Below are 23,467 nucleotides of genomic sequence, written 5' to 3'. Positions count from 1 at the left end.
CCAAGTTATATTAGGTCATTCTTTCCTTTACGTGAAATTTCATTGATATACTATTGCAATTCTCTTCACCGTTTGATAAAATATCACTTGTTCTATGTAAGAATCGAGTCATTCGATTGCACCAGGGAGGTGAAAAGTATGGCAAACATCAAATCTGCTATCAAACGCGCTAAACTTAGCGAAGAGCGTCGTTCACATAACGCTTCTATCAAGTCTGACATGCGTACTGCTGTTAAAACTGTAGAAACTTTAGTTACTAATAACGATCTTGAAAATGCTAAAGAAGCTTTCAAAACTGCTTCTAAAAAACTTGACAAAGCAGCTCGTAAAGGTCTTATCCACCAAAACGCTGCAGCTCGTCAAAAATCTCGCTTAGCGAAACAAGTAAACGCGTAAGGCGTTTAAAAAACGATCCATTCGGATCGTTTTTTATATACACAAAAAAGTTCACGTACTAAGTACGTGAACTTTTTTGTGTCACTACATATGATTTAACCGCATTAAGAAAAACTCAAGCACAAGTTTCTTATCCATCTTTCCAGTCTTCATACTATAATCAGCTTCCGCCAATTCTATAATAATTTTTTTTAATTCTTCAAAAGAGAAAAACTTCGTTTGATTCATCGCCAACTTTACCCGGTACGGATGTACACCAATATGGGACGCGATTTGATTTTGTCCGTAACCACGCTGTTGCAACTCTTTCACTTGATGTAGCAAGCGGAACTGACTTACTAATAAAGCGAGCAGTTTAATCGGTTCTTCCTGCTGTGTAAATAATCCGTCTAAAATTTGCATCGCACCAGCGATATCTTTTTTCACCACTTTTTCTGTTAAAGCAAACACGTTTTGCTCAACAGATTTCGGCACAAGTTCCGTGACAAGTTTTGGCGTAATTTCTCCGCCCATACCGACGTATAACGTTAACTTGTCCATTTCCTTCGCCAACATTGTTACATTACTTCCCACAAGCTCTAACAATAAACTAACAGCTGCATTATCAATATGCACATGCACCTCATCCGCACGAGAAACAATCCACTTCTGAACATCCTGCACTTGCATCGCATTTGCTTCTATTACATCCGCTGTTTTCTTTAATAGTTTTGTAATTTTTTTTCGTTCGTCTAATTTTTCATAAGGCGCAACAAAAACAAGAATAGAAAAAGGAGATGGCTCCCCAATATATTCTTCTAAAATTTTTATATTTTGTTCTAATTTTTCTTTTTGTGCCGTTAAAAATAGTGGTGATTTTATTAATATAACTTTACGCTCTCCAAAAAAAGGAAGCGTATGCGCATCCTCAACTACATCTTCTAAATACGCTTCTTCCAAATCGTATGTCACAACATTAAACTCTCGATCTTCCTCTTCAAGCGCGTACGTTGTAATAAGCTTTATCGTTTCATTTATAAAATAGGCTTCCGTTCCATACAGTACATACAACGGAGCGAACTGTTTCTTTTTAATCTTCTTATGTATATCACTCATATTTTTTCCTACTCCCTAACTTGGCAATATATATTTATACTAATGCCCTAGCTTTTGTTTTACAAGTACAAAGGGACGGTCTTTATAACCCGCCCCTTTATTTATATAAAACGCCACGCAATAAGCCCCGGATTTCTTATTGGTGTGCGGTAATCACCTTCCCTTTATTATTTACAATAATAATCTTAGTATAAGTGCCAACTGTTAACATGATTGGAAATGAAAAATTCACGCTACTTAACTAACTAGAAAAAGTATATAAATACTCTATTTCACTTCATATGGAAATTGTAGATTTTTTTCTGACAATATTTTATACTAAAATGGAATGTTGGGGAGGGATTCTAAATGAATGATTTTGAACAAAACGTTCAAAGTAAACGCAATGACGCTATTGATTCAGGGGTAGGATTTATCGTCTCATTTGGTTTTTTCGCAACACTTTTCATTATTGCAACTGTTATTAAATTCATCGGTTCTTAAAGGCTGCTGCTTAACGGCAGTCTTCTTTTTTTCATCTTCTATGTGTTTCATCATATGTGATTTTACTTTGAAAGGTTCCTTTTTCTCCATTAAAAACATAGGAAATAGCACCTTGCTTATCCGTACGCCATATATCAATACCCATCTTCTTAAAACGCTCTATAACTTCCTTATGTGGGTGCCCATACCTATTACGCTCCCCCACAGAAATAATCGCTACAGCAGGCTGTACAAGGCTTAAAAATGGATCTGTAGACGATGTTTTACTCCCATGGTGGGCAACTTTTAAAATATTAGCCCGCAAATCAGGATATGTTGATACTATAAACTTTTCTCCTTCTTCTTCTAGATCACCCGTAAATAGCCATGTTAGTCCCCCTAGTCTGGCCCATAGTACAATCGAAGAGTCATTTTCTCCCTTTTCTTTCCCCTTTGGAGCTAATACGAAAAATTCCGCTTCATTTACCCTCCAACCTTCCCCTTCTCCTACCACACTTATCTTCATGCTCTTTTCTAACGCCTTTTTCTTCACCACTTTTTCCAATACAGCATCTTGTTCCTTTCTCCCAAATACAACTTCTTTTACAATAATAGATGACAGCAAATCCAGCGCAGCACCTATATGATCCGCATCTCCGTGCGTTACAATTAATTTATCAATCGTTTTTATACCTTCTTTTTGTAAAAAAGGAACAAGAATATCATGCCCAACAGAAAATTCATGCTTTTTCTGTTGCCACGCTTCCTTCTTGACAGGAAGGGCTCCTCCTGTATCAATAAGATAAACCTCTTTATCGTACGGAAGACGAATTAATATCGCATCTCCCTGTCCAACATCAAGAAATGTAACACTCCCACTTTCGCGAAAATATGGATATACATAATGACAAGTACTAATAAAAAGAAACACACCCACAACTATGCACAAAATTTTTTTCGTTATTACCCTTTCCCAAAACACAAATATACTAACGATACTAAAACAATATATAGCCACAAGAAATAAAGGAGTTTGACCAAAAGTAAGTCGGATGAAAGGGAAACTTTCACAGTAACTTAGAAAATCATTAGAAATGGTTAAACATAGTGAAAGTACATATGCAATTCCTTTTGCGAAAAATGGAATAACCGGCATACATATAAGAATGATGATGCTACACGGCAATACAATAATGGATAGAAAAGGAACATATATAAGATTGAGGAAAATGCTATAAGGAGAAAAATAACCAAAATGATATAACAAGATGGGGGTACTAGCGAGCTGTGAAATTATAGAAATGTAAATAGAATTTCGAACTATCCCATTACTACGCCCTAATAATATCGGCGCAGATAGTAGTAAAGAAAAACTACCTACAAATGAGAATTGAAATCCAATGTTGAAAATAAGATACGGATCGTATATAAGCATACATATAGCCGTTATACTTAAGGCGTCTAGACTAGATAAGCGAACAGAGCACATGAAAGCTACCAATAATAAAACTCCTGTTATAGAAGCCCTCACAACAGATGGCGACGCCCCAGCTATGATCATATACAGAGGAATGCAAACTATAAGGCATACTGTTGCTATCTCTTTCGTCACACCACTTCTTAGCAAAACAAAATACATTATAACCATTAATAATACGATATGCGATCCTGAAATTGCTAACAAATGTATAAGACCAAATTGTTGATATTGCTCTTCTACTTCAAACGTCATTTGTTGTCGATCTCCAAATAATAATGCGTTCATAAATGCACCTGATTGTTCCGGGAACATTTCTGTAACTTTCGAGATTGTTTGTTGCCTGAGAAGGAAAATCCATTGCACGAGTGACAACGATGTTTTTTGACATTCAGAAATGTATGTCACATCAAATATAAAATGTATTTTTTGCTGATATAAATAATTACGATAATCAAAAACATGAAAATTCCGGGCAGTTTGTGGTTCTTTCACCTCCCCTTTAAATGTACACGATATACCTGCATGTAATTGTTGCAACTGCTTCTTTTCCGAAGCAGATTGTATTTTATAATTTAACTGCACTAAGTTTTTATTCTGATCTTCAATTTGAAAAGAGAGACGATCCCCATTAATTAGAGGTGTATTTTGCACGACCCCTCGTGTAACTTCATAGGACTCCCCTAGCGGCTTATTTAGACTCTGAACATACGTGGTGTACATAACGCCACTAAAACACGCTATTATACAAAATATGAAGGTTTTACGCGAAGTACGATATAAACAAAATAAAACATAACAAACGAAACAACAAGCAGCCAACAAATGCGATGCGGAAAAGGTAATTGCAATCCCAATTATAAACGAGATTGCAACATAGCCCCATTGCCCATTCAACTCATACTCACTCCTTATAGCATCATTTTCGCTTTAGTGAATACACGCTGTAATTCTCCCATTGATAAATTATCTTTTTCTAAAGCTGCGAATAATTCCTTTAACTGTAAATGACGCTCTTGTTCCTCTAGCGATGTAATATCGTATTCTAGCGGAACGTGCTTTACTGTTACACTCGCTTGTTCAAATAACTCTACGGCATACGGATGATTTTTATAGTCCTGTGCATAATAAACCGCTGTAACACCACTTTGAATAATCGCCTTACAGCACTGCAAACAAGGAAAATGTGTGACATAAATTTCCGCTTCCTCTGTTTTTGCACCAAATTTCGCACATTGCAATAAAGCATTCATTTCAGCATGAATTGTACGAACGCAATGATTATCAATGACATAGCAACCATCGTCTATACAATGCACACCACCTTTAATTGAACCGTTATATCCACCAGCAATAATTCGTTTATCACGAACGATTGTCGCTCCTACCGCAAGCCTTGTACATGTACTACGTAAAGATAGTAGATGGCTTTGCGTCATAAAATATTGATCCCATGAAATTCGTTCCATATTTTTCACCTTCTTTTTTGTCTACTTGTAGTGTAGCGAAAAAAGAAAAACTTCGTCAATCTTTTATGGAATAATAATTTGATCTTTTATTTTCTCTAAAGACTTCGCACCAATCCCATCAATTTCTAATAAATCTTCTATTTTCTGAAACGGACCATGTTCTTCTCGGTATTTCAAAATACTTTCCGCTTTCCGAGAACCAATGCCTGTTATTTTTTCAAGTTGCTCTTTAGAAGCTGTATTTATTTGCACTTTACCCTCGCTTTTTGAAAAAGTAGCCCCTTCTTGCACTGGCTCATTCTTGTTAGGAACATAAAGAAGCATTTGGTCTTGGACCATTTGCGCCAAATTCACTTTCTTCACATCTGCATCCGGCAACAAACCACCAGCTTTTTCAACCGCCTCCTTCACCCGGTCCCCTTCCTTCATTTCATACACACCCTCTTTAAAAACCGCCCCTTTCACATCAATTATAATTATTTTTTTCTGCTCCTTTGTATCCAATACTTTCGGTTTACTTTTTTTCTCCACATCTTTCACTTGAACTTCCGTTGTAACGAGCGATCGCTCTGTTTGCTGATTCGTTTTCCAGAAAAAAAGAAAAATCAAAGTGCCAATAATAACCACTAATCCCAACCATTTTTTCGGAAAATCCCACATCATTTTACACCTCTAATCATAAATTTATAACATCATTCATATTGTTTAGGAGAAAGCTGTTACGAAGGAGGGATGAAACATTGAACATAGGAATTATAGGGACAGGGAACATGGGGAATATACTAATCGATGCATTTTTAGAAACCCGTGCTGTCAAACCTTCGTGCCTTACTATTATTAATCGGACGCCTGCCAAAGCATATCATATAAAAGAAAAATACCCTTCTGTTCATATAGCCAAAACAATCCAAGAGGTAATCGAACAATCCCAGCTTATTTTCATTTGCGTAAAACCGATAGACATATACCCTATTCTACAAAAATACGCTGACCATTTTTCAGACGAAGATTGCTTAGTTTCTATCACAAGCCCCATATCTCCATCACAATTAGAAACACTTATACCTTGCCACGTCGCTCGTATCATTCCAAGCATCACAAACCGCGCCTTATCCGGCGCATCACTATTTACATTTGGAAATAACTGCTCTCTAGAATGGCAACAAAAACTACTTCGTCTATTCAAAAACATTTCTACTCCCCTTGTTATAGAAGAAGATATAACGCGCGTTTCATCTGATATAGCAAGCTGCGGCCCTGCTTTTTTTAGTTATTTATTACAATGCTTCATTAACGCTGCTGTAGATAAAACAAATATTACACATGAAGAAGCCACTACTTTAGTAAGTGAAATGGTCATTGGAATGGGGAAATTACTTGAAAAAGAAATTTTCACATTACCTACTTTACAAGAAAAGGTATGCGTTAAAGGCGGTGTTACAGGAGAAGGTATTCGTATTTTAGAAGAGCACGTTGGGGATATGTTTCATAAATTAATCGAACGGACACATGAGAAATTTGATGAAGACTTAAAATGCGTTGAGCAGCAATTCAATAAACACACATAATAAATACGCCATCGTAATCCCAAACCCTTTTTATTAATACTTATCTTTTTCATGCTACATTTTCACTAAAACTAGCATTTTTACACTTTGCACATATCATCTTTTTATTTTTCTAGAACTAAAACTACATCTTTTCTATAAAACAAAAGCAACCTTATCGGTTGCTTTTCTTTTATCCATTCTTCTTCGCCATAAAAAAGATGCGCTCTGTTTGTTCTGTCACTTCAATTCGTTCAAAGTCACCTGTGACGCGAAGCACTGTAAACCCAGCTTCTTCAAGCCATTTTGTTAACACTTCAACCGAATACGCACGTTGCACGTGACATTCGTCAAAACGATGATACACATCTTCTTCTGAATCTTGTACAAAGAATGTCAAATCATGTTCCACACTATCTGATTCTTCTCCAGGGAAGCAGTTCCAAATAAGTGATATTTCTTCGCCGTTCACTGTATATGTTTCATTTTGAAATACGTGATGTATTTTATATAAAGAGTGTACATCGAATAAAAACAAGCCATCCTGACGTAAATGGTGGAAAACTCTTCTAAATGTTTCTTGCACTCCATCTTCTTGCAATACATAATTTAATGAGTCACAAAAGATTGTCACACAATCAAATTCACCAGGAACATCGAGCTCTCTCATGTCTTGTTGGTAAAAAGGAATAAAATAGCCTTCTCCCCCCAATTTTTGCTGCGCGACAGTTAACATTTCTTCCGAAAGATCTACACCAATTAAGTCATAACCTTTTCGCACAAGCGGAAGTGTTACGTTACCAGTTCCACATGCTACGTCAAGGATTCTTGCCTCTTTCATAGATGCCTGTTGTAAACTTTCCTCTGTGAATTCCACCCATTTATCATAAGGGACATCATTCATCAGTTCGTCATACAGCAAAGCAAATTGTTCGTATTTCATTGATCTAGCTCATCTGCAATATCTTCACGCGGCACATCGCCCCATAGACGCTCTAAATTATAGTGATTACGCTCATCTTTATGGAATACATGAGCAACCACATCACCAAGGTCTACTAAAACCCAACGTGCTTCATCAAAGCCTTCCATACGTTGTACGTTAATTTCGAACTCATGTGCCTTCGCTTTAATTTCACGTGCAATTGCTTGTACTTGCTTGTCTGAATTTCCGTGACAAATAATAAAATAGTCTGCAATCGGTGAAATACCTTGCATATTTAGTACAACCATATCTTCTGCTCTCTTATCATCAGCTGCTTTTGCCGCTAATACTAATAACTCTTTATCTTTCATTTATTAATTTCCTCCTTGATAACTTCATTGTATGTTTGGAATGTTAATGGATAAATCGTTTGATCTTTTTCCATTAAAAATTGAATTGTTCGCTTTAAAGCAAACAGTAAAGCTTGATTTATATCTTTATATGCGAGTTTCCTCGCTTCTTCCACACCAGGAAACTTACGTCCTGGTTCAATGTAATCTGCTACATAAATAACTTTATCTAACATTGTCATTTTTTCATGACCACTTGTATGATATGTAATAGCTTGTAGAATTTCAGGATCAGTAATGCCTACTTCTTTTTCTACTAAGTATGCCCCAACAGGTGCATGCCATAACTCTTTGTTATAGTGCAGTAGATCCTTTGGCAAAGCTTCTCTCTTAATAATCTCTTCCATTTCTGGAATCGCTCTACATTTTGCATAATCGTGAAATATAGCAGCCGTCTCTGCCTTTTTCTCATCTACACCATATAACCCAGCAAGTTCAATCGCTGTTTCCATTACACCAACCGTGTGTATATAACGTTTTTCATGCATTTGTTGTTTGACAATACTAAGTGCTTCCTCACGATTCATACAACCCATTCCTCTCGATATATACCTGTACTTTTTCGGGGAGTAAATATTTGCACGTTTTCTTCGTCATATATCTCTCACGTAACAGAGAAGAAGAAACTGCAAACTCCGGAATTTCCACTTTTACGATATCATAAGGCGTATGTAATGTATAACCTGGTCTTGCAACTCCAACGAAAGTCACAAGCTTAAGTAACTTTTCAATGTTATACCACTTCGGCAAATACTCAACCATGTCTCCGCCAATAATAAAGTGAAACTGCACATCCGGATACTTCTCCGTTAATTGTACCATAGTATCGTACGTATAAGATGGGCCTTCTCTGTCTAGCTCTTCTAAACAAATTGAAAAGTATGCTTCTTCCTCAATCGCTATTTGCAGCATGTTGAATCGACTTTTCACACTCGTAATGTTACGTCCTTGCTTGTGCGGTGGAATTTGATTCGGCAAAAACCATACCTCTTCCAACCCTAAAGCATGATACACTTCATTTGCAATTAACAAATGCCCATTATGAGGTGGATCAAACGTGCCACCAATAATGCCAATTTTTCTCAAAAGAAACGCCCCTTCCTTTTACATACAGCAACTCTCCCCATACATATTCGAAGAGAGCCTACTGTTAATAAAAGTTCAATTGGTTTCGCTTTCTACATATCAAGCGTCCATTACGAAATAACTCACGTATATCTTTTATCGAGGAAGCTTAATCTGCTTATTTTCTCTTGATTCTTTGTATAAAACAATTGTGCTTCCGATTACTTGAACGATTTCAGCTCGTGCACCTTGTGCAAGCTCTTCTGCAACTTCACTACGATCAAATTCACAGTTTTGTAATACGCTCACTTTAAATAGTTCACGAACTTCTAATGCTTCTCCAATTTGTTTCACCATATTTTCATTCACGCCACCTTTTCCAACTTGAAAAATCGGTGTTAAATGATGTGCCTTTGCACGTAAAAATCTTTTTTGTTTTCCTGTTAACATATAATTAGCCTCCAAGCTCTCTCATTACTAATTGTTTCATTCTATCAATATTCGGCACACACCCTGTCCACATTTCAAATGCAAGTGCACCTTGATAAACGAACATATCGATTCCATTTTGAATTATTGCACCTTGTTCTTTCGCATCGCCTAAAATTTTCGTCTCAAATGGATTATAAATAATATCAGAAACAATCGTTCCTTGTTTCAATGAACGAATTTCCAGCGGCGTATACTCAACATGTGGATGCATACCTATCGTTGTTGTTTGGATGATAATATCATATTCCCCTTGATTTTCTGCTGCACATTCTAACGATAGAGCATGCGAATTCACATTTGCCATGCACCCAGAGATAAGGTTTTTCGCCTTATCTCTCGTACGATTAGCAATATCAATTTCTTTCACACCTACATCGGCAAGCGAGAAGTAAATAGCTCGGCTAGCACCACCTGCACCGATTAATAAAATACGTTTCTCTTGAAGTGGATCTTCACTAATTGACTGCAGGGCACGAACAAAACCAATTCCATCTGTATTATACCCAATCAATTTTCCATCTCGATGAACTACTGTATTTACCGCACCGATTTGCCTTGCTAACGGGGCAATCTCATCCAAGTACTCCATAATTGCAACTTTGTGCGGAGTCGTTACATTAAATCCTGAAATACCTAATGCTTTCAAACCTTTTACTGCTTCCCCTAGCGCTTCTTCTTCTACAAGAAACGCATGGTAATGGGCATCCATATTCAAGTGTTCAAATGCATCGTTATGCATAACGGGTGATAATGAATGTCCAATTGGATTTCCGATTACACCATATAATTGTTTCATAAATCCCTCTCCATATTAAATTAAAGATTTACGTAATGAAACACTTACTCCTTTTGGTACATGAGCAACAATTTTCGCTCCTGATTCATTTACAGTAACCCAGCCCAATCCAGAGAATACAACATCCGTTTTCGGCTCACGAATATTAAATTCATATTTCACAAACTTAGGCATATTTTCTAATTCTTCTGGTGTCGGTGGATTCAATAATTCTCCAGCGTGTTTTTCGTACAATTCATCAGCCTTTTCAAGCTTTGTACGATGGATTGTTAAACGGTTTGAGAAATGACAAGTGAATGCACGACGGCCCCCACTTACATAATCAAATCGTGCTAATCCACCAAAGAATAATGTTTGTTCTTCATTTAATTGGAATACCATTGGCTTAACTTCTGTAGTCGGTGTAATAAGCTTTAAGCTTTGTTTCCCAACATAATGCGCCATTTGATGATGATTAATAATACCTGGTGTATCGTATAAAGATGACGTTTCGTCTAATGGGATATCAATTAAATCAAGCGTTGTTCCTGGGAAATGTGATGTTGTAATTACATTCTCAGTCTCATCACTAAACTCTTTAATCATACGATTAATAAATGTTGATTTACCAACATTCGTACATCCAACAACATAAACATCTTTACCTTCGCGGTAATGCTCAATTGCATCAGCAAGTTCAGCGATTCCTTGTCCTTTAGCTGCACTAATTAAAAAGACATCTTCTGGTTTTAAACCAAGTTGCTTTGCACTATAGCGCATCCAATGTTTTACTTTATCATGCTTAACTGACTTTGGAATTAAGTCAGCCTTATTCCCTACAAGTAATACTTTATTGTTCCCTACAAAACGATGTAAGCCCGGTAACCAGCTACCATTGAAATCGAAAATATCTACGATTTTAACCACTAGTGCGTCTGATTGTCCAATTCCGTTCAAAATACGAAGGAAATCATCATCTGTTAAAGATACATCTTGAATTTCGTTATAATGTTTCAAACGAAAACAACGTTGGCAAATTACTTGTTCTTTTTCTAAAGATGATACAGGAGCGTATCCTACTTCATTTTTATTTTCTGTTTGAATTTCTACACCGCAACCAATACATTTAATTGTTTCAGTCAAACTTTATTCCTCCCAGTTAATTAAGCCTTTTTTCTTCATGTTTCTCATAATTCTTCGTTCAATTTTCCGATTAAATCGTGTCACCAATCCGTCCGTTTGCGCTACCGGTACAACTAAAATTGTATGAAGTCCCACACGATTCCCGCCGAGCACATCCGTTAGTAACTGATCTCCAATTACTACAACTTCATCTGGCTGCAGGTGCATCTCATGTATCGCACGCTTAAATGCGCGAACAAACGGTTTGCGTGCACTATGAATAAACGGAATACCTAATGGGTCAGCGAAGTCTTTAACCCGTTGCTCGTTGTTATTTGAAACGACCGTTACTTGAATATCATTTTCTTTCATTTTCAAAAACCACTCTTCAAGCTGTGGCGTTGCGTTTGGACGATCCCATTCAATTAAAGTGTTATCTAAATCAGTAATAACTCCTTTAATTCCACGTTTTTTCAAATCTTCTGGTTGAATATGATATATATTTTTCACATATTCATTTGGTAAAAATAACTTCAATTTCTTTCACCTCTTTGAGGATTTTCCATAAAATTTTTCGACAACATTTTTCGATAGATAACCTGTGGATAAACTTGTACACACTTTCCACGTTAGTTTTTCAGTCAATTTGGAATTTACTAACAATCTATTCACATTTTATCCACTGAGTTATGTGGATAACCTCTTGTTTGTGACTGTCATATTTTTTTGGTACATTAAATGCAACAACGAATCAATCCTTATATTATTAGGAGGTGACTCACCTTGAAAACAAAACATATGGAACAGTTATCTACTGATTTACTCACTGAGTCTTATTATAAAGCAAAAGAACTAAAATTAAATCCCGACTTCATTTTACTTATAAAACAAGAAATTATTAGACGCTCGTTAGAGGACAAGCTTGTCAAATCTTCTTGAGTACATATAGATTGCTGATTGACCTGTAAAAAGAGCCATCCTGCGATGGCTCTCGAATAAACAAGTACTCCCATCTAGGGGATTTCTCCATTAAGCATCTTTGTCCACATTTCTTAATTAAAGCTTCATAAGTATATTATAAAACCTTTTCTTTACTTATGAGATACTCGGGTTGCAATTTTTTCACCAAGACGCAACTCTTGCCCACTTGTCAATTCCTGCACTGCTTCAATCATATCTTTTTCAAATAATAAAACAACTGTTGAGCCAAATGTAAAGTATGCCATCTCTTCACCTTTTTGAACAGTACTTCTTTCATGAAGGAGCTCGATACTATTAACAAACATAGCACCTACTTTTACAAGTGCCATATGTTCGCCGTCACTATTTACTTCTGTAACAGAGCGATAATTTTTTGACAATGGTTCTTTCCCATACTCCATACCCGCTGCATTTACCGGATATGATTTTCTACCGAGTACAAATCTTTCAGTCACAGAGCCAGAAAGCGGGCTATGAATACGATGATAATGACTTGGGCTCAAATAAATTACCATATATGTACCGCCTGCATATCGCTTTGCACGCTCTTCATTACCTAGCATATCCACAATTGAATAACGCTTTCCTTTTATATCGAATGTTTTTGTATCCTCAATAGGACCTTGATCAGCAAAAACACCATCAACAGGACTAACGATACTCGATGCATCAGTATCAATACTACGCTTTCCTTCTTTTAGCCTACGTGTAAATAAATCATGCAATGTTCGATATTCCTTCAAACCCTTTTCCATCTCATCTTGATTAATTTGAAAAACTTTCACATACGATGGAATAATGATAGAGCTCAAACGAGATTGTGCAAATTTACGTAATATATAAGAAGTAAAACGACCATTTGTAAGTTCGATCATAAGTCGATATAATGTCCGTCGCAAATTACGAAACCTCCTAATCAGCCTATAACTTTAGTTTCCCCTTCTTTTCTCTCTATATCATATGTAAAATTGGTTCTTATTCCCACATATAGAATGGAGCCGTCTCGTTATACACGAAGAAAAACTAAGTATAATTTTTATTCTTAAATTGTTTAGCACCTTCTAATATTACAGATAGAACCCGCCATTTTCAACAGTGAACATGTATTTCTTCTTAGAACAGCTCGTTTTCTTTCCGTTTTCCCGAAAGAAAAGCAGCCACTTTTAAAGTGTAGCTGCTTACAATACACATTATTCTTTTGCTTTTTTCTCTTTCTCAGCCCGCACAAATTCATGGAACATTTTCATTAAAGCACGCTTTTCAATTCGCGATACGTAGCTTCTTGAAATACCGAGTGCCTTCGCAATCTCCCTCTGTGTTTTCTCTTTATCAAGCCCCAGTCCAAAACGCTTCACAATTACCTCTTTCTCTCGTTCGTCCAAAATATCGATATACTCTTTAATTTTTTCTAACTCCATACTAAGCTGAATCATATCAATTACATCTTCAGATTCTGATTTTAATATATCAATAAGCGATATTTCATTACCCTCTTTATCTTGCCCAATCGGATCATGAAGTGAAACGTCTTTTTTCGTTTTCTTCAGCACACGTAAATGCATCAAAATTTCATTTTCGATACAGCGTGCTGCATATGTTGCAAGCTTAGTTCCTTTCCCTGCTGAATAGCTTTCAATCGCTTTAATAAGCCCAATGGTACCAATTGAAATTAAATCTTCTGCATCTTCACCAGTGTTTTCGAATTTCTTAACAATATGAGCTACAAGCCGTAAATTATGTTCAATTAAAAGATTTCTCGCTTGAGCATCACCTTGCTCCATTAACTCTAAGTACTTTCTCTCATCATCTGATGATAACGGCTGCGGGAACGCATTGTTCTTCACATAAGAAACAAATACAAACACTTCTCGAACCATATATCCAATTGCGGCGAATAGACTCAAACCTTTCACCTCCGCCAAAATAGTGGTCTTTACTATGTGTATGTGGGCATGAGGTTGTTTGTGTCTGTACGATATCATTCCAACATGTTTTTAAGCATGATATTTGTCGCACAAAGCTTCGTTACGTATACTTAAACAAAAGATAGGAGGGTAAAATGTGAAACATTTTATTACCTTCTTGTACCAGAGTAGCTTGTAAGAGATGAACTCCTTGTACGCTCTTGCAAGCTGCTTGTACTACAAGGAGGGATTACAAATATGAAATTTGAAAGAACACGCGCTTATACAAGACACCAACGTCAGCGTACAATGCACCGAAAGATGAATATTGCAAAACACGCATGGGGATATACTCCTGAAATTGTCGGTATTTTTGCAAAAGGAAAAGTTCACTGTTCTTGCGGAATGTGTACAACAAAGTGGAGAACAGAAGGACCACCTGCCAGTGTACAGAAGTGGTTATACAAAATTGATACATGCGAAGAATAATCGTTCTTTCTAAAAAAGGTCTTCTCTCGAAGACTTTTTTCCCTATTTAAAGACTTATTTACTCCAAATCTTTTCCCCAGTGTGGGCATCAATATAACGAATTTCTCGACTACAATCGAAGGGCTCTTTATGATTTTCATCCGTCGTTTGTTTATACAGTAATTGATATACCGTTTCCTCTGCATCATTATCTATATACCATTCTAATTTAACTCGGATGGCTTCTTTGTATATTTCTAACGCTTTTTCTTTTGTCACTTTTGGTGTTGTTTCATATGTGAGCAATTCTTTTATAAAGTTGCTAGATTCTCCTGAGTAGTGCATCACAGCACCATTTTCTGTATTGATGTTGATCATAAATTGCATATAGTCTATTGGAATCCCATTCACATATACGGAAAAGGTAAATCTTTCAATCCCATCTTCTGCTTCTTCACGTTCTTCCCAAAGACGAAGATATTGTGTGATATCTGGAATAACTCGTTCTAAAAATTGAAGTGCTTTTTGTAAACATTCCTCTCTAGACAGTATTTGTTTTACTTCTTTATCGTCTGCCAGTTTTATAAAACCAGTTAATTCATTGGTTGATTTATCAATCGTAATGCCAACTAAATTATTATATTTTAACATCGGTAAATGCTTTTTAAAGAATTCATTCATTAAATATGGATTTTTTTCTTCTTTCTGCTTTTGTAATTCCTCTTTCGGAACAAATTTCATCCTTATTCCATCTTCATTTTCCGTCTCAGCTACTTTTATAAAACTTTCTTTATCCCAGTCAAATAAATCAAATATATCATCTTGCCTGCTACCTTTTTTCGGTTTTTCAACAGCTATAGTTGGAGGCAATTTATAATGATCTGGGCCAAACAAATCTTTACTTGTACTTGCATCAATAAACGCATGACTAGGTTCTGGCTCATACACAAGATGGTACCCTTTTACTTCTTCTCCACTTTCATATTCAAATGAGGAGTATGTTAAATCAGCAAATACAAGTCTTATATCTTGTCTAGCCTTGAGGTTATCTAAAACCGTGTTCTCATCAACAATTTCAATTGGCCATAACGGTTTTCCCTGTATACTTTCCCCTCCGTTATAACGGAAATTTACAACATTACCTGAAGGATGAACTCGCACAACACATCCTGTATCCGGCAATGGATATCCACTCACTTCTTGCATATAATTTATTTCTTTCCAACCACGCCAGTCATCCTTAATTGACACATATGTATAAAATTCTAATTCTTCTTCCACATATTTTTTTATAAATACATTTGCAATCTCTCTTGCCTTATTCTCCTCTATCACTTCTTTATCACTCGAAAAATAATTTTCATCATCTATCCTGAATTCAAATAAATTACCCGTATGTCTATTTAATGTAATTTGTATCTTTTTCTCCTCATCCTCTTTATGCCCCCACCATAATAGATGATACGGATCATCCACTCCTTCTTGATCATCTACAACAAGCCTATATTCATCTGGAATTTCAATAATATGAGCCACTTGCTCTTTTCTTTTTTTATCTTTTGGATTCATCATACCCTCTCCCTTATTACAATTTAAGGTAATTATAACAAACAAAACCAAAAATCATTAACAAAAAGACAAAAAGCTGAAACAATTAGTTCATACGAATTTCACATGAATCTATTACTATAAGAATTGTACATAGTGAAATTACTAACAATGACGTTTATTCATATATAATTTTATTTGAAAGGGGTTGAAAAGATGAAAACTAAATATCGCTTTATGATCTCATCATTTGCTGCTTGCGCCTACATGATTTGGTGTTTAGTATAGTAACAACTTCACTTGTAAATAAGAAAAGGTGTGTATATAAATGGAATATAATCAATCAACCGTTAACTACTGGAAAGCTTTTGTATTACCTTATACATTCGCTTTAGAAGAGTTAAAAACTAAATTTGAAATTATGAACCGGGAAGCTCAATTTTTAGAAGACTACAACCCGTTTGAACATATAAAAACAAGACTTAAACAACCCGAAAGTATCATTAGAAAGCTTGAGCGTAAAAACTTATCACCAACAGTTGAAAATGCTCAAACACAATTACAAGATATTATTGGCATCCGTATTACATGTTGCTTTGTAGAAGATATTTATCATTTAAAAAAAGTTATTGAAAATCGTGGAGACATGGAAATTGTAGAAGTAAAAGATTATATTGCTAATCCAAAAGGAAATGGCTATAAAAGTTTGCATATGATAATAAAATATCCATTGTCACTAAATTCTGGTACGAAAGATGTCTTTGCAGAAATTCAATTACGTACACTTGCCATGGACTTTTGGGCAAGTTTAGAACATAAACTTTACTACAAATATGAAGGAAATATACCTGACTATTTGAAAGATGAACTACATGACGCTGCTATGAAAGCTGAAGACCTCGATAATAAGATGGCAACAATCCGTCAAGATATTGATGACATTGAAGCATGTTCAAATCAAATTTTATTACCACTATAAAAAGGTTCTCTCCTATGAGAACCTTTTTTTATTTCTTCTCTATCGTACGAACCTCTTCAATCTTCCACCCTTCTTCTTCTTTTCCAAGTGCGTACTGCATTTTCTTCTGAAGAGTAACCCCTCCATCTACTTCTTTTTCCGCCGTTTCAACAATAACAAGCCCACCTTTACGAGCTTTCATATTCATATGTTCTAATTCTATTTTCTTATTTCCCTTCTGAAATGCCGCTTCCTTTTGTGTTTTTAAGTCTTCAGCACTAGGCATCTTCTTTGAAAATAACTCCATATGTTCAGCAAGATTTTTTTCATTCGTCGTCCGTACAAATGCCTCAATAACATCTTGAATGGATTTCTCTTCTTCTTTCGTTATATGTACCTTTTCCTCAGTTTTTTCAGCAGATTTTTGTTCTATATTATTCTCTTGAGATTGACACCCAACTAGCAATAATACAAATACTAGAAGGAATCTTAATTTCCCTAAAAAAAATCTCATCTTTCCATCTCCTAAAAAGAAAAGTGAGGCATTTCGCCTCACTTTCATTTATAATTAGCGTCTTCCTTTATTCGGGTCGCCGCCGCCAACAATGTCAAAGACACGTTTAGCTATATTTGTATTCTCTTGAACGCCAGAGAATAAGTATTTACCTGGTCCGAATGCATATACGTTCACATCTTCACCTGTATGTCCACCCGTTGTCCAACCTGTAACCGAACGCTTATTGAAGATATCTTCAATTGCATTATCAATCTTTGTTACATCTTTTGATGGAGCTATATCATTTACAGCTTTAATTTCTTCTGGTGTTAATTGTAGATCAATATACTTTTTCAATGTTTCTTCTACATTTGCACCTTTTACAATCTCATTTGCCATAAAGTCTGGCGTACGTTTCGCAGCTTTAATCGGATCTACTTTAAAATTATACTCACCATTCGCACCTAAAGATAATCCGCCAGTAGCATGGTCTGCAGTTGCAACAACTAATGTGTTCTTATCTTTTTTCGCAAACTCAATTGCTGCTTTAAACGCTTTTTCGAAGTCTTCCATTTCACTCATTGCACCGACAATATCATTATCATGTCCAGCCCAATCAATTTGACTACCTTCGACCATTAAGAAGAAACCATTTTTATTTTTGTTCAAGCGCTCAATCGCTGCATTTGTCATCTCTTCTAATGAAGGTGTTTTGTCAGTACGATCAATCATTTTATCTAAACCACCTGGTGCAAATAAACCAAGAACTTGATCGCTTTTATCATTTAATAATTGATTACGATCTGTTACATAACTATAACCAGACTTCTTAAATTCTTCTGTAAGATTTCGGTCTTTTCTAACAAAGTTATTTACGCCACCGCCAAGCATAACATCTATTTTATGCTTATCTTTAATTTTCTCATCAAAGTAATCATTTGCAATTGCATCCATATTTTTACGACTAATATCATGTGCACCGAATGCAGCTGGTGTTGCATGCGTAATTTCAGAAGTTGCAACGAGTCCCGTTGACTTCCCTTTTTCTTTCGCTTGCTCCAATACTGTTTTCACTTCAGCTTTATCATTATCTACTGCAATAGCTGCATTATATGTTTTTATACCTGCTGACATCGCAGTAGCTGCCGATGCAGAGTCTGTAATATTTTCATGTTCATCTTCTGGATATGTTTTTTGTGTTCCTACAAGATGCTTATCAAATTCTGTAGATTCCATCTCAAATGTTTTTGGATTATCTTTCATATAACGATGAGCTGTCATATATGAAGGCCCCATACCATCCCCAATTAATACAATAACATTTTTAATTTTTGCATTGTTTCCGTTCTCATCCGCATTAACCTCACTAGAACGCGTAAAATTCCATGTTGCTACCGAAGTAACTGCTAACGACGCCACAACTGCAAATGGCCATGCTTTTTTTACAAACTTTTTCACTGTCTTGTCCCCCTAATTAGGTTATTCATTTCCCACTATCAAATTTAATAGAAGACTGTTAAGAGAAAATGAGTTATATGTAAATTTTTTGTTAACTTATGTAAATTTCAGTTATAATTTGTATAAGTTTGTCTTTTCATATCAAGCATACTCCCCTTTACAAAGAAAAATATAAACATGTTGGATTTCTTTTAATACGAACCTATTATTTTACATTTCGTAATATTATTCTTATTTTTTCTAATTTAAATAGAAATATGGTGAACTTTATGAAAACAGTAAAACTAGACGAATCTTCCATTCCAGATTTACTCTCTCTTTGCAAATCAGTCGGGTGGTTACAGCATGAGATTTTTATGAAAGAGCAATTCCATATGTACCTTTCCATTGGCACAATTTTTGGCTATGTACATGAGAATAAACTTATTGCAGCGGGCGGCGTCTTTTCATTTGCCCCTGGATTTTCTTCTATCGGTATGTTAATCGTGCATCCTGATTTTCAAAGAAAAGGAATTGGCCGTATTTTGTTAAACAATAGCTTAAAAGTAACTCATCCATCGCTCCCTATTACGCTCATTGCAACAAAAGCTGGTGAATCCTTATATGAATCTTATGGATTTCAATCAATAACAACCATTCATCGTTTCGAAAAACAAGCGACTTACAAAAATACAAATTTTGTTCCCATAAAACAAATTCAGCAGACGGATGTTCAATCTCTAATTTCTCTTGATGAAACTACGACTGGTGCATATCGTTCTAAGCTTTATTCATCACTACTATCGAGAGCAACTTACTCCTTTAAAATAGAACGGGATAATCAAATAGATGCTTTTGCTTTATGCATACAAAAAGGAGATGTACTATGCATCACTCCACTTATTTCAAAAAAAGAAAAAGACTCTATTCAGTTATTAGAAATGATTTGTAAATCGTGGAATGGGACAATACGCATTGATGTTCCGCATTCACAATTCATTTTCCGCCAATTTCTTCAAACAGCAAATTTCCAGGAAACGCTCCTTTCACCTCTTATGATAAAGAATGGTAATCAACTTCCTGGAAATCGTAATATGCTATTTGCTATGATAGATGCAGCGTTATGTTAGAAAGGGGACACCTAATTGAAGCGATTTAGCTATTTTATGGTAGGTTGTCTTACTCTTACACTATTAGTAGGATGTAGTGCAGCAGAAAAGCCAGTAGAACAAGTAAAACAAGTTAAAAATACAATTACAGCGAAACTAGCTACCGAGGAAAAAATGGTAGAGATAGATGGTCAAACGATTTACTTTAAAAAGATTGGTGATGAAAAACCACCTTTACTTATGATCCATGGATTTGGAGGATCATCCGATGGTTTTCAAAAGATTTACTCAGATTTAGCAAAAGATCATACGATTATTTCTATTGATGCTTTAGGGTTCGGACGTTCCTCTAAGCCGATGGATTTTTATTATTCTTTCCCAACTCATGCAAATTTGTATTATAAGTTAATGAAAAAACTAGGGTATGACTCATTCGCAATACTGGGACATTCGATGGGCGGAGAAATTTCTCTTAATTTAACATATTTATACCCTGAAGCGGTTACCCACCTTATTTTAACTGATGCTACAGGCGGCCCTCATACGTTCGTTAATAAACAAGGTTCACCAAAACCAAAGTTGTCGACTGATTTAAGTGCCATTTCTTCTATTGCAGATTATGATGAGAGCAAAGTTAAATTCAAGCGCAATGATGAGGAACATTATAATAAAATGAAGTTGTGGCCTAGACGTCTTCAAATCAATGCAAATGAAATAAAACAACCAACTTTAATTATATGGGGAAAAAATGATAGTAGCGTTTCTTGGAAAGAGGGAGAAACTTATCATCAATTCTTAAAAAATAGCACTTTCCATATTATTGAAAAAGGTTATCATGCTCCATTTCGTCAAGAGCCACAAGAATTTGTAGGGTATGTAAAAGATTTCTTCGAGAAAAATCCTATAAATGCTGAAAAATAAACGGGTATCTCATGTTGAGATACCCGTTTTCATATATTAAGCAGCTTGCTTTTGACGATTTTGAGTTTTTGATCCCAATACTTTCGGGATAACGAAACCATCCATTCCAAATTTCCCAGCATTCATACCGGAAACAAGAACGAACATAGATAAGATAACCATCTCAGGGTTCACACCAATTGACCCACTAAACATATAGGAAAAGTTCATTAAAAGACCAAAAAAGACCGCTGTTTTTGTTAAACAGCCTACAATTAAACCAATTCCAACTAAAATTTCTCCCCATGTTACAAGTGTATTAAACAGATCTACATTTGGAATTGCAAATTCTTGTAAAAATGATGCCCACCAAGATTGAACAGCCGGTTGTGCTCCTTTAGATTTTTCAATTGCACCTTGTAAATAACCCGTTGCATCGAATCCTTTTCCTTGTAGTTTACCGATTCCAGCCATTAACCATGTGTAACCAAGATATACTCGAATTACTGCTAATACAAAAGAAACTGCTTTGTTTTCTCTTAAAAATTGAATAACCATATCTTCCTCCTAAAGGTGTAATTAAGTCAGTTACAGATAATATAATAACATTAGTTACTTATTTTTCAAACGTTAATTATGAATAATTTGTGACATACATATTAAACATTAAAAACTAACGTTTATATAGTAACTTTTATTACCTGTAAAAACTTGAACATATCATACCACAGGTGATAATCATTTTCATTGAATAAAATGTAAAAAAACTGTGAGTTAAATGTGAAACACATTTATTCGAATATAGAACAAATGTGTTTCATGCTATTTATATAATCGAAATGTATGCGTCTCCTCATCGATTACTCTTGCTTCTTGAAAAGCCTCTTCTAACGTTTTTTATGGTTAATAAACCCGTAAAATAAGCGTATTGTAAATATAAATGCTACATTTCCATCTACATAATCTATCTATCTAACATGCGATTTTGCATCATTATGTAAAATGAATTCTACTAGTTTCAACTCCCCAGACTTACACCAACCATTTAAAATATGTGTAATATGCAATTTTGCATATTACTTAATTTTCGCTACGTTAAAGTATACTCTCTGCTCATTTAAGTCATACACATCTTCTCCTAACTCTTCCATTACAAATCCTACTCCTATAAGTCCATTTCATATATACCCGTTTCTTTCAAAAAATCAGCTCTAGTTAAAGCGACTTTATGTAAATATTGCCTATACGCTGTAATTGTTCCATCATGTGAAACGATACAAATTTTTTCTGCTTTTAACTGATAGCACCAGTGCAGAAATTCATCTACTATTTGTTGAAATTCCATCTCCGAGATGATATTGACTCCCTCATTCCATAACAATTCATTTCTACTTTCTTCTAATGAAAAATGTGGAAATAAATTTTGTATTATCTTTCGATCTAACAATTGATCGCACGGTAATGTTTTGGCGGATTCCCGATAAGGAAAAATACGCGGGGATATATATGGGTGAACAATTTTTTGACAAGCAACTTCCGCACTCCATATTGTCGCAGTTTGTAAAGTTCGACGTGTAGGACTAGCGATTAATATATCCTTTTCTTGTAATGGCACATCGCACTGAAGCAATTTAGCCTGCTTCTTTCCCACGCCCGTCAATGGCGGATTCACCGCTTGTAAACTTAATGGTAAATCTTTCGTATGCTCACCTTCACCATGCCGAACAAAGACAAGTTTCATTCTCCTCTTCCTCTCACTATGAAATAGTCTCACATATTTCTTCCCTATTTTTTTCTTTACTCCTGCTATTTTAAAAGTAGATTATAAAAAGCGTTTGACATCAACGTTTGGAAAATATTACAATTATTTATGTAAAATACTTTTTACAAGAAGAGGAGAATTACAAATATGAAATGGATTATCATCTTTATCGGAATGATCATATGGGGATACATAAATGGCTTTTTTAATAGTGATAAAACTGCTAATCCTTGGATTACAGATGATGAACGTGAAACAAAAATTAAGCAAAAAGCAATTATCACAAGCTGGTCCGGTGTTTTCATATTTTGTATCATGAACCTCTTAAACAAATGGTTAGGTTTAGGAACGAGCGATACATCCCCTTACTTACCATCTTCTGTCGCAACTATTTTAAAAGAAAATGTAGAGTTACAAGTTTTACTTATGTTATTCATTACAGCTTTTCCCGAACAAGAAAGCCCATCGCCTTTAGGCATGGGATGAAAGTGAGGTTGGATACGGAGTACCACTAAAAATCGCAAGGTTCGTGGTACTTTAAGTATCCAAAGTATAGGTGGTTTCTTCGGGGTTTTATTGGAATCTTTCGAAAATAAATGATATAACTAGAATAAATGATGATAGAAGAATATTTCAAAGTGTTTGAGAGGAAGATCTCCTCGTTTCATG

The 23,467-nt window shown here is 35.4% G+C and carries 28 protein-coding genes and 1 pseudogene; 9 read left to right on the top strand and 20 right to left on the bottom strand.

Annotated features, from left to right (window positions below):
- Positions 1 to 138 precede the first annotated feature (138 nt).
- Positions 139 to 396, top strand: coding sequence for a 30S ribosomal protein S20 (rpsT, locus tag JFT89_RS26560; protein ID WP_002088694.1), 258 nt, complete (start codon positions 139 to 141; stop codon positions 394 to 396).
- 84 nt (positions 397 to 480) lie between these two features.
- On the opposite strand, the gene holA is transcribed toward rpsT, so the two are convergent.
- Positions 481 to 1,491: a DNA polymerase III subunit delta gene (gene holA, locus JFT89_RS26555; protein ID WP_016096101.1), complete on the bottom strand. Its 1,011-nt coding sequence runs from the start codon at positions 1,489 to 1,491 to the stop codon at positions 481 to 483.
- A gap of 348 nt (positions 1,492 to 1,839) precedes the next feature.
- On the opposite strand from holA, the gene JFT89_RS26550 reads away from it, so the two are divergent.
- Positions 1,840 to 1,974, top strand: a complete 135-nt coding sequence (locus JFT89_RS26550; protein WP_000997609.1) for a YqzM family protein — start codon at positions 1,840 to 1,842, stop codon at positions 1,972 to 1,974.
- Positions 1,975 to 2,005: 31 nt separating this feature from the next.
- On the opposite strand, the gene JFT89_RS26545 is transcribed toward JFT89_RS26550, so the two are convergent.
- The 3 genes from JFT89_RS26545 to JFT89_RS26535 all read right to left on the bottom strand — a co-directional run bounded on the left by JFT89_RS26545 (position 2,006) and on the right by JFT89_RS26535 (position 5,562).
- Entirely contained in the window at positions 2,006 to 4,327 is a 2,322-nt protein-coding gene (locus tag JFT89_RS26545) for a DNA internalization-related competence protein ComEC/Rec2 (protein WP_016092335.1), read from the bottom strand.
- 14 nt (positions 4,328 to 4,341) lie between these two features.
- A complete protein-coding gene (locus JFT89_RS26540; protein ID WP_016096099.1) occupies positions 4,342 to 4,899 on the bottom strand; it encodes a ComE operon protein 2 in 558 nt (185 codons plus the stop codon).
- A gap of 63 nt (positions 4,900 to 4,962) precedes the next feature.
- Positions 4,963 to 5,562, bottom strand: coding sequence for a helix-hairpin-helix domain-containing protein (locus JFT89_RS26535; RefSeq protein ID WP_002067328.1), 600 nt, complete (start codon positions 5,560 to 5,562; stop codon positions 4,963 to 4,965).
- A 77-nt stretch (positions 5,563 to 5,639) separates the two neighbouring features.
- Here JFT89_RS26535 and comER point away from each other — a divergent pair, with 77 nt between their 5' ends.
- A complete protein-coding gene (gene comER / locus JFT89_RS26530) occupies positions 5,640 to 6,467 on the top strand; it encodes a late competence protein ComER (protein WP_002015213.1) in 828 nt (275 codons plus the stop codon).
- Between the two features lie 172 nt (positions 6,468 to 6,639).
- On the opposite strand, the gene JFT89_RS26525 is transcribed toward comER, so the two are convergent.
- From JFT89_RS26525 to JFT89_RS26490, 8 genes are all read right to left on the bottom strand, one after another.
- Positions 6,640 to 7,389: a class I SAM-dependent DNA methyltransferase gene (locus JFT89_RS26525; protein WP_002088700.1), complete on the bottom strand. Its 750-nt coding sequence runs from the start codon at positions 7,387 to 7,389 to the stop codon at positions 6,640 to 6,642.
- On the bottom strand, positions 7,386 to 7,742 hold the full coding sequence (gene rsfS / locus JFT89_RS26520) for a ribosome silencing factor (RefSeq protein WP_000653209.1): 357 nt from the start codon (positions 7,740 to 7,742) through the stop codon (positions 7,386 to 7,388). The genes JFT89_RS26525 and rsfS overlap by 4 nt, the downstream gene beginning before the upstream one ends.
- Positions 7,739 to 8,308 (bottom strand): bis(5'-nucleosyl)-tetraphosphatase (symmetrical) YqeK, encoded by a 570-nt coding sequence (yqeK, locus tag JFT89_RS26515; RefSeq protein WP_016096098.1) that lies wholly within the window; start codon positions 8,306 to 8,308, stop codon positions 7,739 to 7,741. Before yqeK ends, rsfS begins: the two co-directional genes overlap by 4 nt.
- Positions 8,298 to 8,867 (bottom strand): nicotinate-nucleotide adenylyltransferase, encoded by a 570-nt coding sequence (locus JFT89_RS26510; protein WP_016096097.1) that lies wholly within the window; start codon positions 8,865 to 8,867, stop codon positions 8,298 to 8,300. The genes yqeK and JFT89_RS26510 overlap by 11 nt, the downstream gene beginning before the upstream one ends.
- 135 nt (positions 8,868 to 9,002) lie before the next feature.
- Entirely contained in the window at positions 9,003 to 9,296 is a 294-nt protein-coding gene (gene yhbY, locus JFT89_RS26505; protein ID WP_002015220.1) for a ribosome assembly RNA-binding protein YhbY, read from the bottom strand.
- 4 nt (positions 9,297 to 9,300) lie between these two features.
- Entirely contained in the window at positions 9,301 to 10,134 is an 834-nt protein-coding gene (gene aroE / locus JFT89_RS26500) for a shikimate dehydrogenase (protein WP_002015222.1), read from the bottom strand.
- A gap of 15 nt (positions 10,135 to 10,149) precedes the next feature.
- Positions 10,150 to 11,256, bottom strand: a complete 1,107-nt coding sequence (yqeH, locus tag JFT89_RS26495; RefSeq protein WP_002015224.1) for a ribosome biogenesis GTPase YqeH — start codon at positions 11,254 to 11,256, stop codon at positions 10,150 to 10,152.
- 3 nt (positions 11,257 to 11,259) lie between these two features.
- Positions 11,260 to 11,772: a YqeG family HAD IIIA-type phosphatase gene (locus tag JFT89_RS26490; RefSeq protein ID WP_002015225.1), complete on the bottom strand. Its 513-nt coding sequence runs from the start codon at positions 11,770 to 11,772 to the stop codon at positions 11,260 to 11,262.
- Positions 11,773 to 12,018: 246 nt separating this feature from the next.
- Between JFT89_RS26490 and sda the strand changes: the two genes are divergently transcribed.
- A complete protein-coding gene (gene sda, locus JFT89_RS26485) occupies positions 12,019 to 12,174 on the top strand; it encodes a sporulation histidine kinase inhibitor Sda (RefSeq protein WP_002015226.1) in 156 nt (51 codons plus the stop codon).
- Between the two features lie 152 nt (positions 12,175 to 12,326).
- Here sda and JFT89_RS26480 read toward each other — a convergent pair whose 3' ends face one another.
- Both JFT89_RS26480 and sigK read right to left on the bottom strand, forming a co-directional pair.
- Positions 12,327 to 13,115 (bottom strand): phosphatidylserine decarboxylase, encoded by a 789-nt coding sequence (locus JFT89_RS26480; protein ID WP_016096096.1) that lies wholly within the window; start codon positions 13,113 to 13,115, stop codon positions 12,327 to 12,329.
- A gap of 291 nt (positions 13,116 to 13,406) precedes the next feature.
- Positions 13,407 to 14,120 carry an RNA polymerase sporulation sigma factor SigK gene (gene sigK / locus JFT89_RS26475; RefSeq protein WP_000051382.1) on the bottom strand — a complete coding sequence of 238 codons (714 nt, stop codon included), beginning with the start codon at positions 14,118 to 14,120 and terminating at the stop codon, positions 13,407 to 13,409.
- Positions 14,121 to 14,378: 258 nt separating this feature from the next.
- Here sigK and JFT89_RS26470 point away from each other — a divergent pair, with 258 nt between their 5' ends.
- The gene (locus JFT89_RS26470; RefSeq protein WP_002138398.1) at positions 14,379 to 14,609 is read left to right on the top strand and encodes a hypothetical protein; all 231 of its coding nucleotides are present in this window, start codon (positions 14,379 to 14,381) and stop codon (positions 14,607 to 14,609) included.
- Between the two features lie 54 nt (positions 14,610 to 14,663).
- On the opposite strand, the gene JFT89_RS26465 is transcribed toward JFT89_RS26470, so the two are convergent.
- On the bottom strand, positions 14,664 to 16,160 hold the full coding sequence (locus JFT89_RS26465) for a YcdB/YcdC domain-containing protein (protein WP_016096095.1): 1,497 nt from the start codon (positions 16,158 to 16,160) through the stop codon (positions 14,664 to 14,666).
- A 304-nt stretch (positions 16,161 to 16,464) separates the two neighbouring features.
- On the opposite strand from JFT89_RS26465, the gene JFT89_RS26460 reads away from it, so the two are divergent.
- Positions 16,465 to 17,115, top strand: coding sequence for a GTP pyrophosphokinase (locus tag JFT89_RS26460; RefSeq protein ID WP_002067312.1), 651 nt, complete (start codon positions 16,465 to 16,467; stop codon positions 17,113 to 17,115).
- Positions 17,116 to 17,143: 28 nt separating this feature from the next.
- Here JFT89_RS26460 and JFT89_RS26455 read toward each other — a convergent pair whose 3' ends face one another.
- Together JFT89_RS26455 and JFT89_RS26450 are read right to left on the bottom strand one after the other, a co-directional pair.
- Complete coding sequence (locus JFT89_RS26455) at positions 17,144 to 17,608, bottom strand: hypothetical protein (protein WP_016096093.1); 465 nt, start codon at positions 17,606 to 17,608, stop codon at positions 17,144 to 17,146.
- Positions 17,609 to 17,662: 54 nt separating this feature from the next.
- Positions 17,663 to 19,048 carry an alkaline phosphatase gene (locus JFT89_RS26450; RefSeq protein WP_002067306.1) on the bottom strand — a complete coding sequence of 462 codons (1,386 nt, stop codon included), beginning with the start codon at positions 19,046 to 19,048 and terminating at the stop codon, positions 17,663 to 17,665.
- Positions 19,049 to 19,317: 269 nt separating this feature from the next.
- On the opposite strand from JFT89_RS26450, the gene JFT89_RS26445 reads away from it, so the two are divergent.
- Both JFT89_RS26445 and JFT89_RS26440 read left to right on the top strand, forming a co-directional pair.
- The gene (locus JFT89_RS26445) at positions 19,318 to 20,157 is read left to right on the top strand and encodes a GNAT family N-acetyltransferase (protein WP_016096092.1); all 840 of its coding nucleotides are present in this window, start codon (positions 19,318 to 19,320) and stop codon (positions 20,155 to 20,157) included.
- Between the two features lie 15 nt (positions 20,158 to 20,172).
- Entirely contained in the window at positions 20,173 to 21,057 is an 885-nt protein-coding gene (locus JFT89_RS26440) for an alpha/beta fold hydrolase (RefSeq protein WP_016096091.1), read from the top strand.
- 36 nt (positions 21,058 to 21,093) lie between these two features.
- On the opposite strand, the gene JFT89_RS26435 is transcribed toward JFT89_RS26440, so the two are convergent.
- From JFT89_RS26435 to JFT89_RS26430, 3 genes and pseudogenes are all read right to left on the bottom strand, one after another.
- The gene (locus JFT89_RS26435) at positions 21,094 to 21,594 is read right to left on the bottom strand and encodes a DoxX family protein (RefSeq protein WP_002145675.1); all 501 of its coding nucleotides are present in this window, start codon (positions 21,592 to 21,594) and stop codon (positions 21,094 to 21,096) included.
- Between the two features lie 264 nt (positions 21,595 to 21,858).
- A pseudogene (locus JFT89_RS30415) lies at positions 21,859 to 22,193 on the bottom strand (delta-aminolevulinic acid dehydratase); the annotation flags it as partial.
- 8 nt (positions 22,194 to 22,201) lie between these two features.
- Positions 22,202 to 22,777 carry a histidine phosphatase family protein gene (locus JFT89_RS26430; RefSeq protein WP_002067296.1) on the bottom strand — a complete coding sequence of 192 codons (576 nt, stop codon included), beginning with the start codon at positions 22,775 to 22,777 and terminating at the stop codon, positions 22,202 to 22,204.
- 168 nt (positions 22,778 to 22,945) lie between these two features.
- Between JFT89_RS26430 and JFT89_RS26425 the strand changes: the two genes are divergently transcribed.
- Complete coding sequence (locus JFT89_RS26425; RefSeq protein WP_002067294.1) at positions 22,946 to 23,284, top strand: hypothetical protein; 339 nt, start codon at positions 22,946 to 22,948, stop codon at positions 23,282 to 23,284.
- The last annotated feature ends 183 nt before the right edge of the window (positions 23,285 to 23,467 follow it).

The sequence above is a fragment of the Bacillus sp. TH25 genome (genome assembly GCF_016650935.1).
Taxonomy (GTDB): Bacteria; Bacillota; Bacilli; order Bacillales; family Bacillaceae_G; genus Bacillus_A; species Bacillus_A mycoides.
The sequence above is the reverse complement of the archived record's forward strand: the minus strand, read 5'-3'. Positions and strand labels throughout refer to the sequence as shown.

Coding starts and splice junctions, on each gene's coding strand:
- rpsT (WP_002088694.1), top strand. CDS start 139: ATGGCAAACATCAAATCTGCTATCAAACGCGCTAAACTTAGCGAAGAG.
- holA (WP_016096101.1), bottom strand. CDS start 1,491: ATGAGTGATATACATAAGAAGATTAAAAAGAAACAGTTCGCTCCGTTG.
- JFT89_RS26550 (WP_000997609.1), top strand. CDS start 1,840: ATGAATGATTTTGAACAAAACGTTCAAAGTAAACGCAATGACGCTATT.
- JFT89_RS26540 (WP_016096099.1), bottom strand. CDS start 4,899: ATGGAACGAATTTCATGGGATCAATATTTTATGACGCAAAGCCATCTA.
- JFT89_RS26535 (WP_002067328.1), bottom strand. CDS start 5,562: ATGATGTGGGATTTTCCGAAAAAATGGTTGGGATTAGTGGTTATTATT.
- JFT89_RS26525 (WP_002088700.1), bottom strand. CDS start 7,389: ATGAAATACGAACAATTTGCTTTGCTGTATGACGAACTGATGAATGAT.
- rsfS (WP_000653209.1), bottom strand. CDS start 7,742: ATGAAAGATAAAGAGTTATTAGTATTAGCGGCAAAAGCAGCTGATGAT.
- yqeK (WP_016096098.1), bottom strand. CDS start 8,308: ATGAATCGTGAGGAAGCACTTAGTATTGTCAAACAACAAATGCATGAA.
- yhbY (WP_002015220.1), bottom strand. CDS start 9,296: ATGTTAACAGGAAAACAAAAAAGATTTTTACGTGCAAAGGCACATCAT.
- aroE (WP_002015222.1), bottom strand. CDS start 10,134: ATGAAACAATTATATGGTGTAATCGGAAATCCAATTGGACATTCATTA.
- JFT89_RS26470 (WP_002138398.1), top strand. CDS start 14,379: ATGAAATTTGAAAGAACACGCGCTTATACAAGACACCAACGTCAGCGT.
- JFT89_RS26465 (WP_016096095.1), bottom strand. CDS start 16,160: ATGATGAATCCAAAAGATAAAAAAAGAAAAGAGCAAGTGGCTCATATT.
- JFT89_RS26460 (WP_002067312.1), top strand. CDS start 16,465: ATGGAATATAATCAATCAACCGTTAACTACTGGAAAGCTTTTGTATTA.
- JFT89_RS26455 (WP_016096093.1), bottom strand. CDS start 17,608: ATGAGATTTTTTTTAGGGAAATTAAGATTCCTTCTAGTATTTGTATTA.
- JFT89_RS26445 (WP_016096092.1), top strand. CDS start 19,318: ATGAAAACAGTAAAACTAGACGAATCTTCCATTCCAGATTTACTCTCT.
- JFT89_RS26435 (WP_002145675.1), bottom strand. CDS start 21,594: ATGGTTATTCAATTTTTAAGAGAAAACAAAGCAGTTTCTTTTGTATTA.
- JFT89_RS26430 (WP_002067296.1), bottom strand. CDS start 22,777: ATGAAACTTGTCTTTGTTCGGCATGGTGAAGGTGAGCATACGAAAGAT.
- JFT89_RS26425 (WP_002067294.1), top strand. CDS start 22,946: ATGAAATGGATTATCATCTTTATCGGAATGATCATATGGGGATACATA.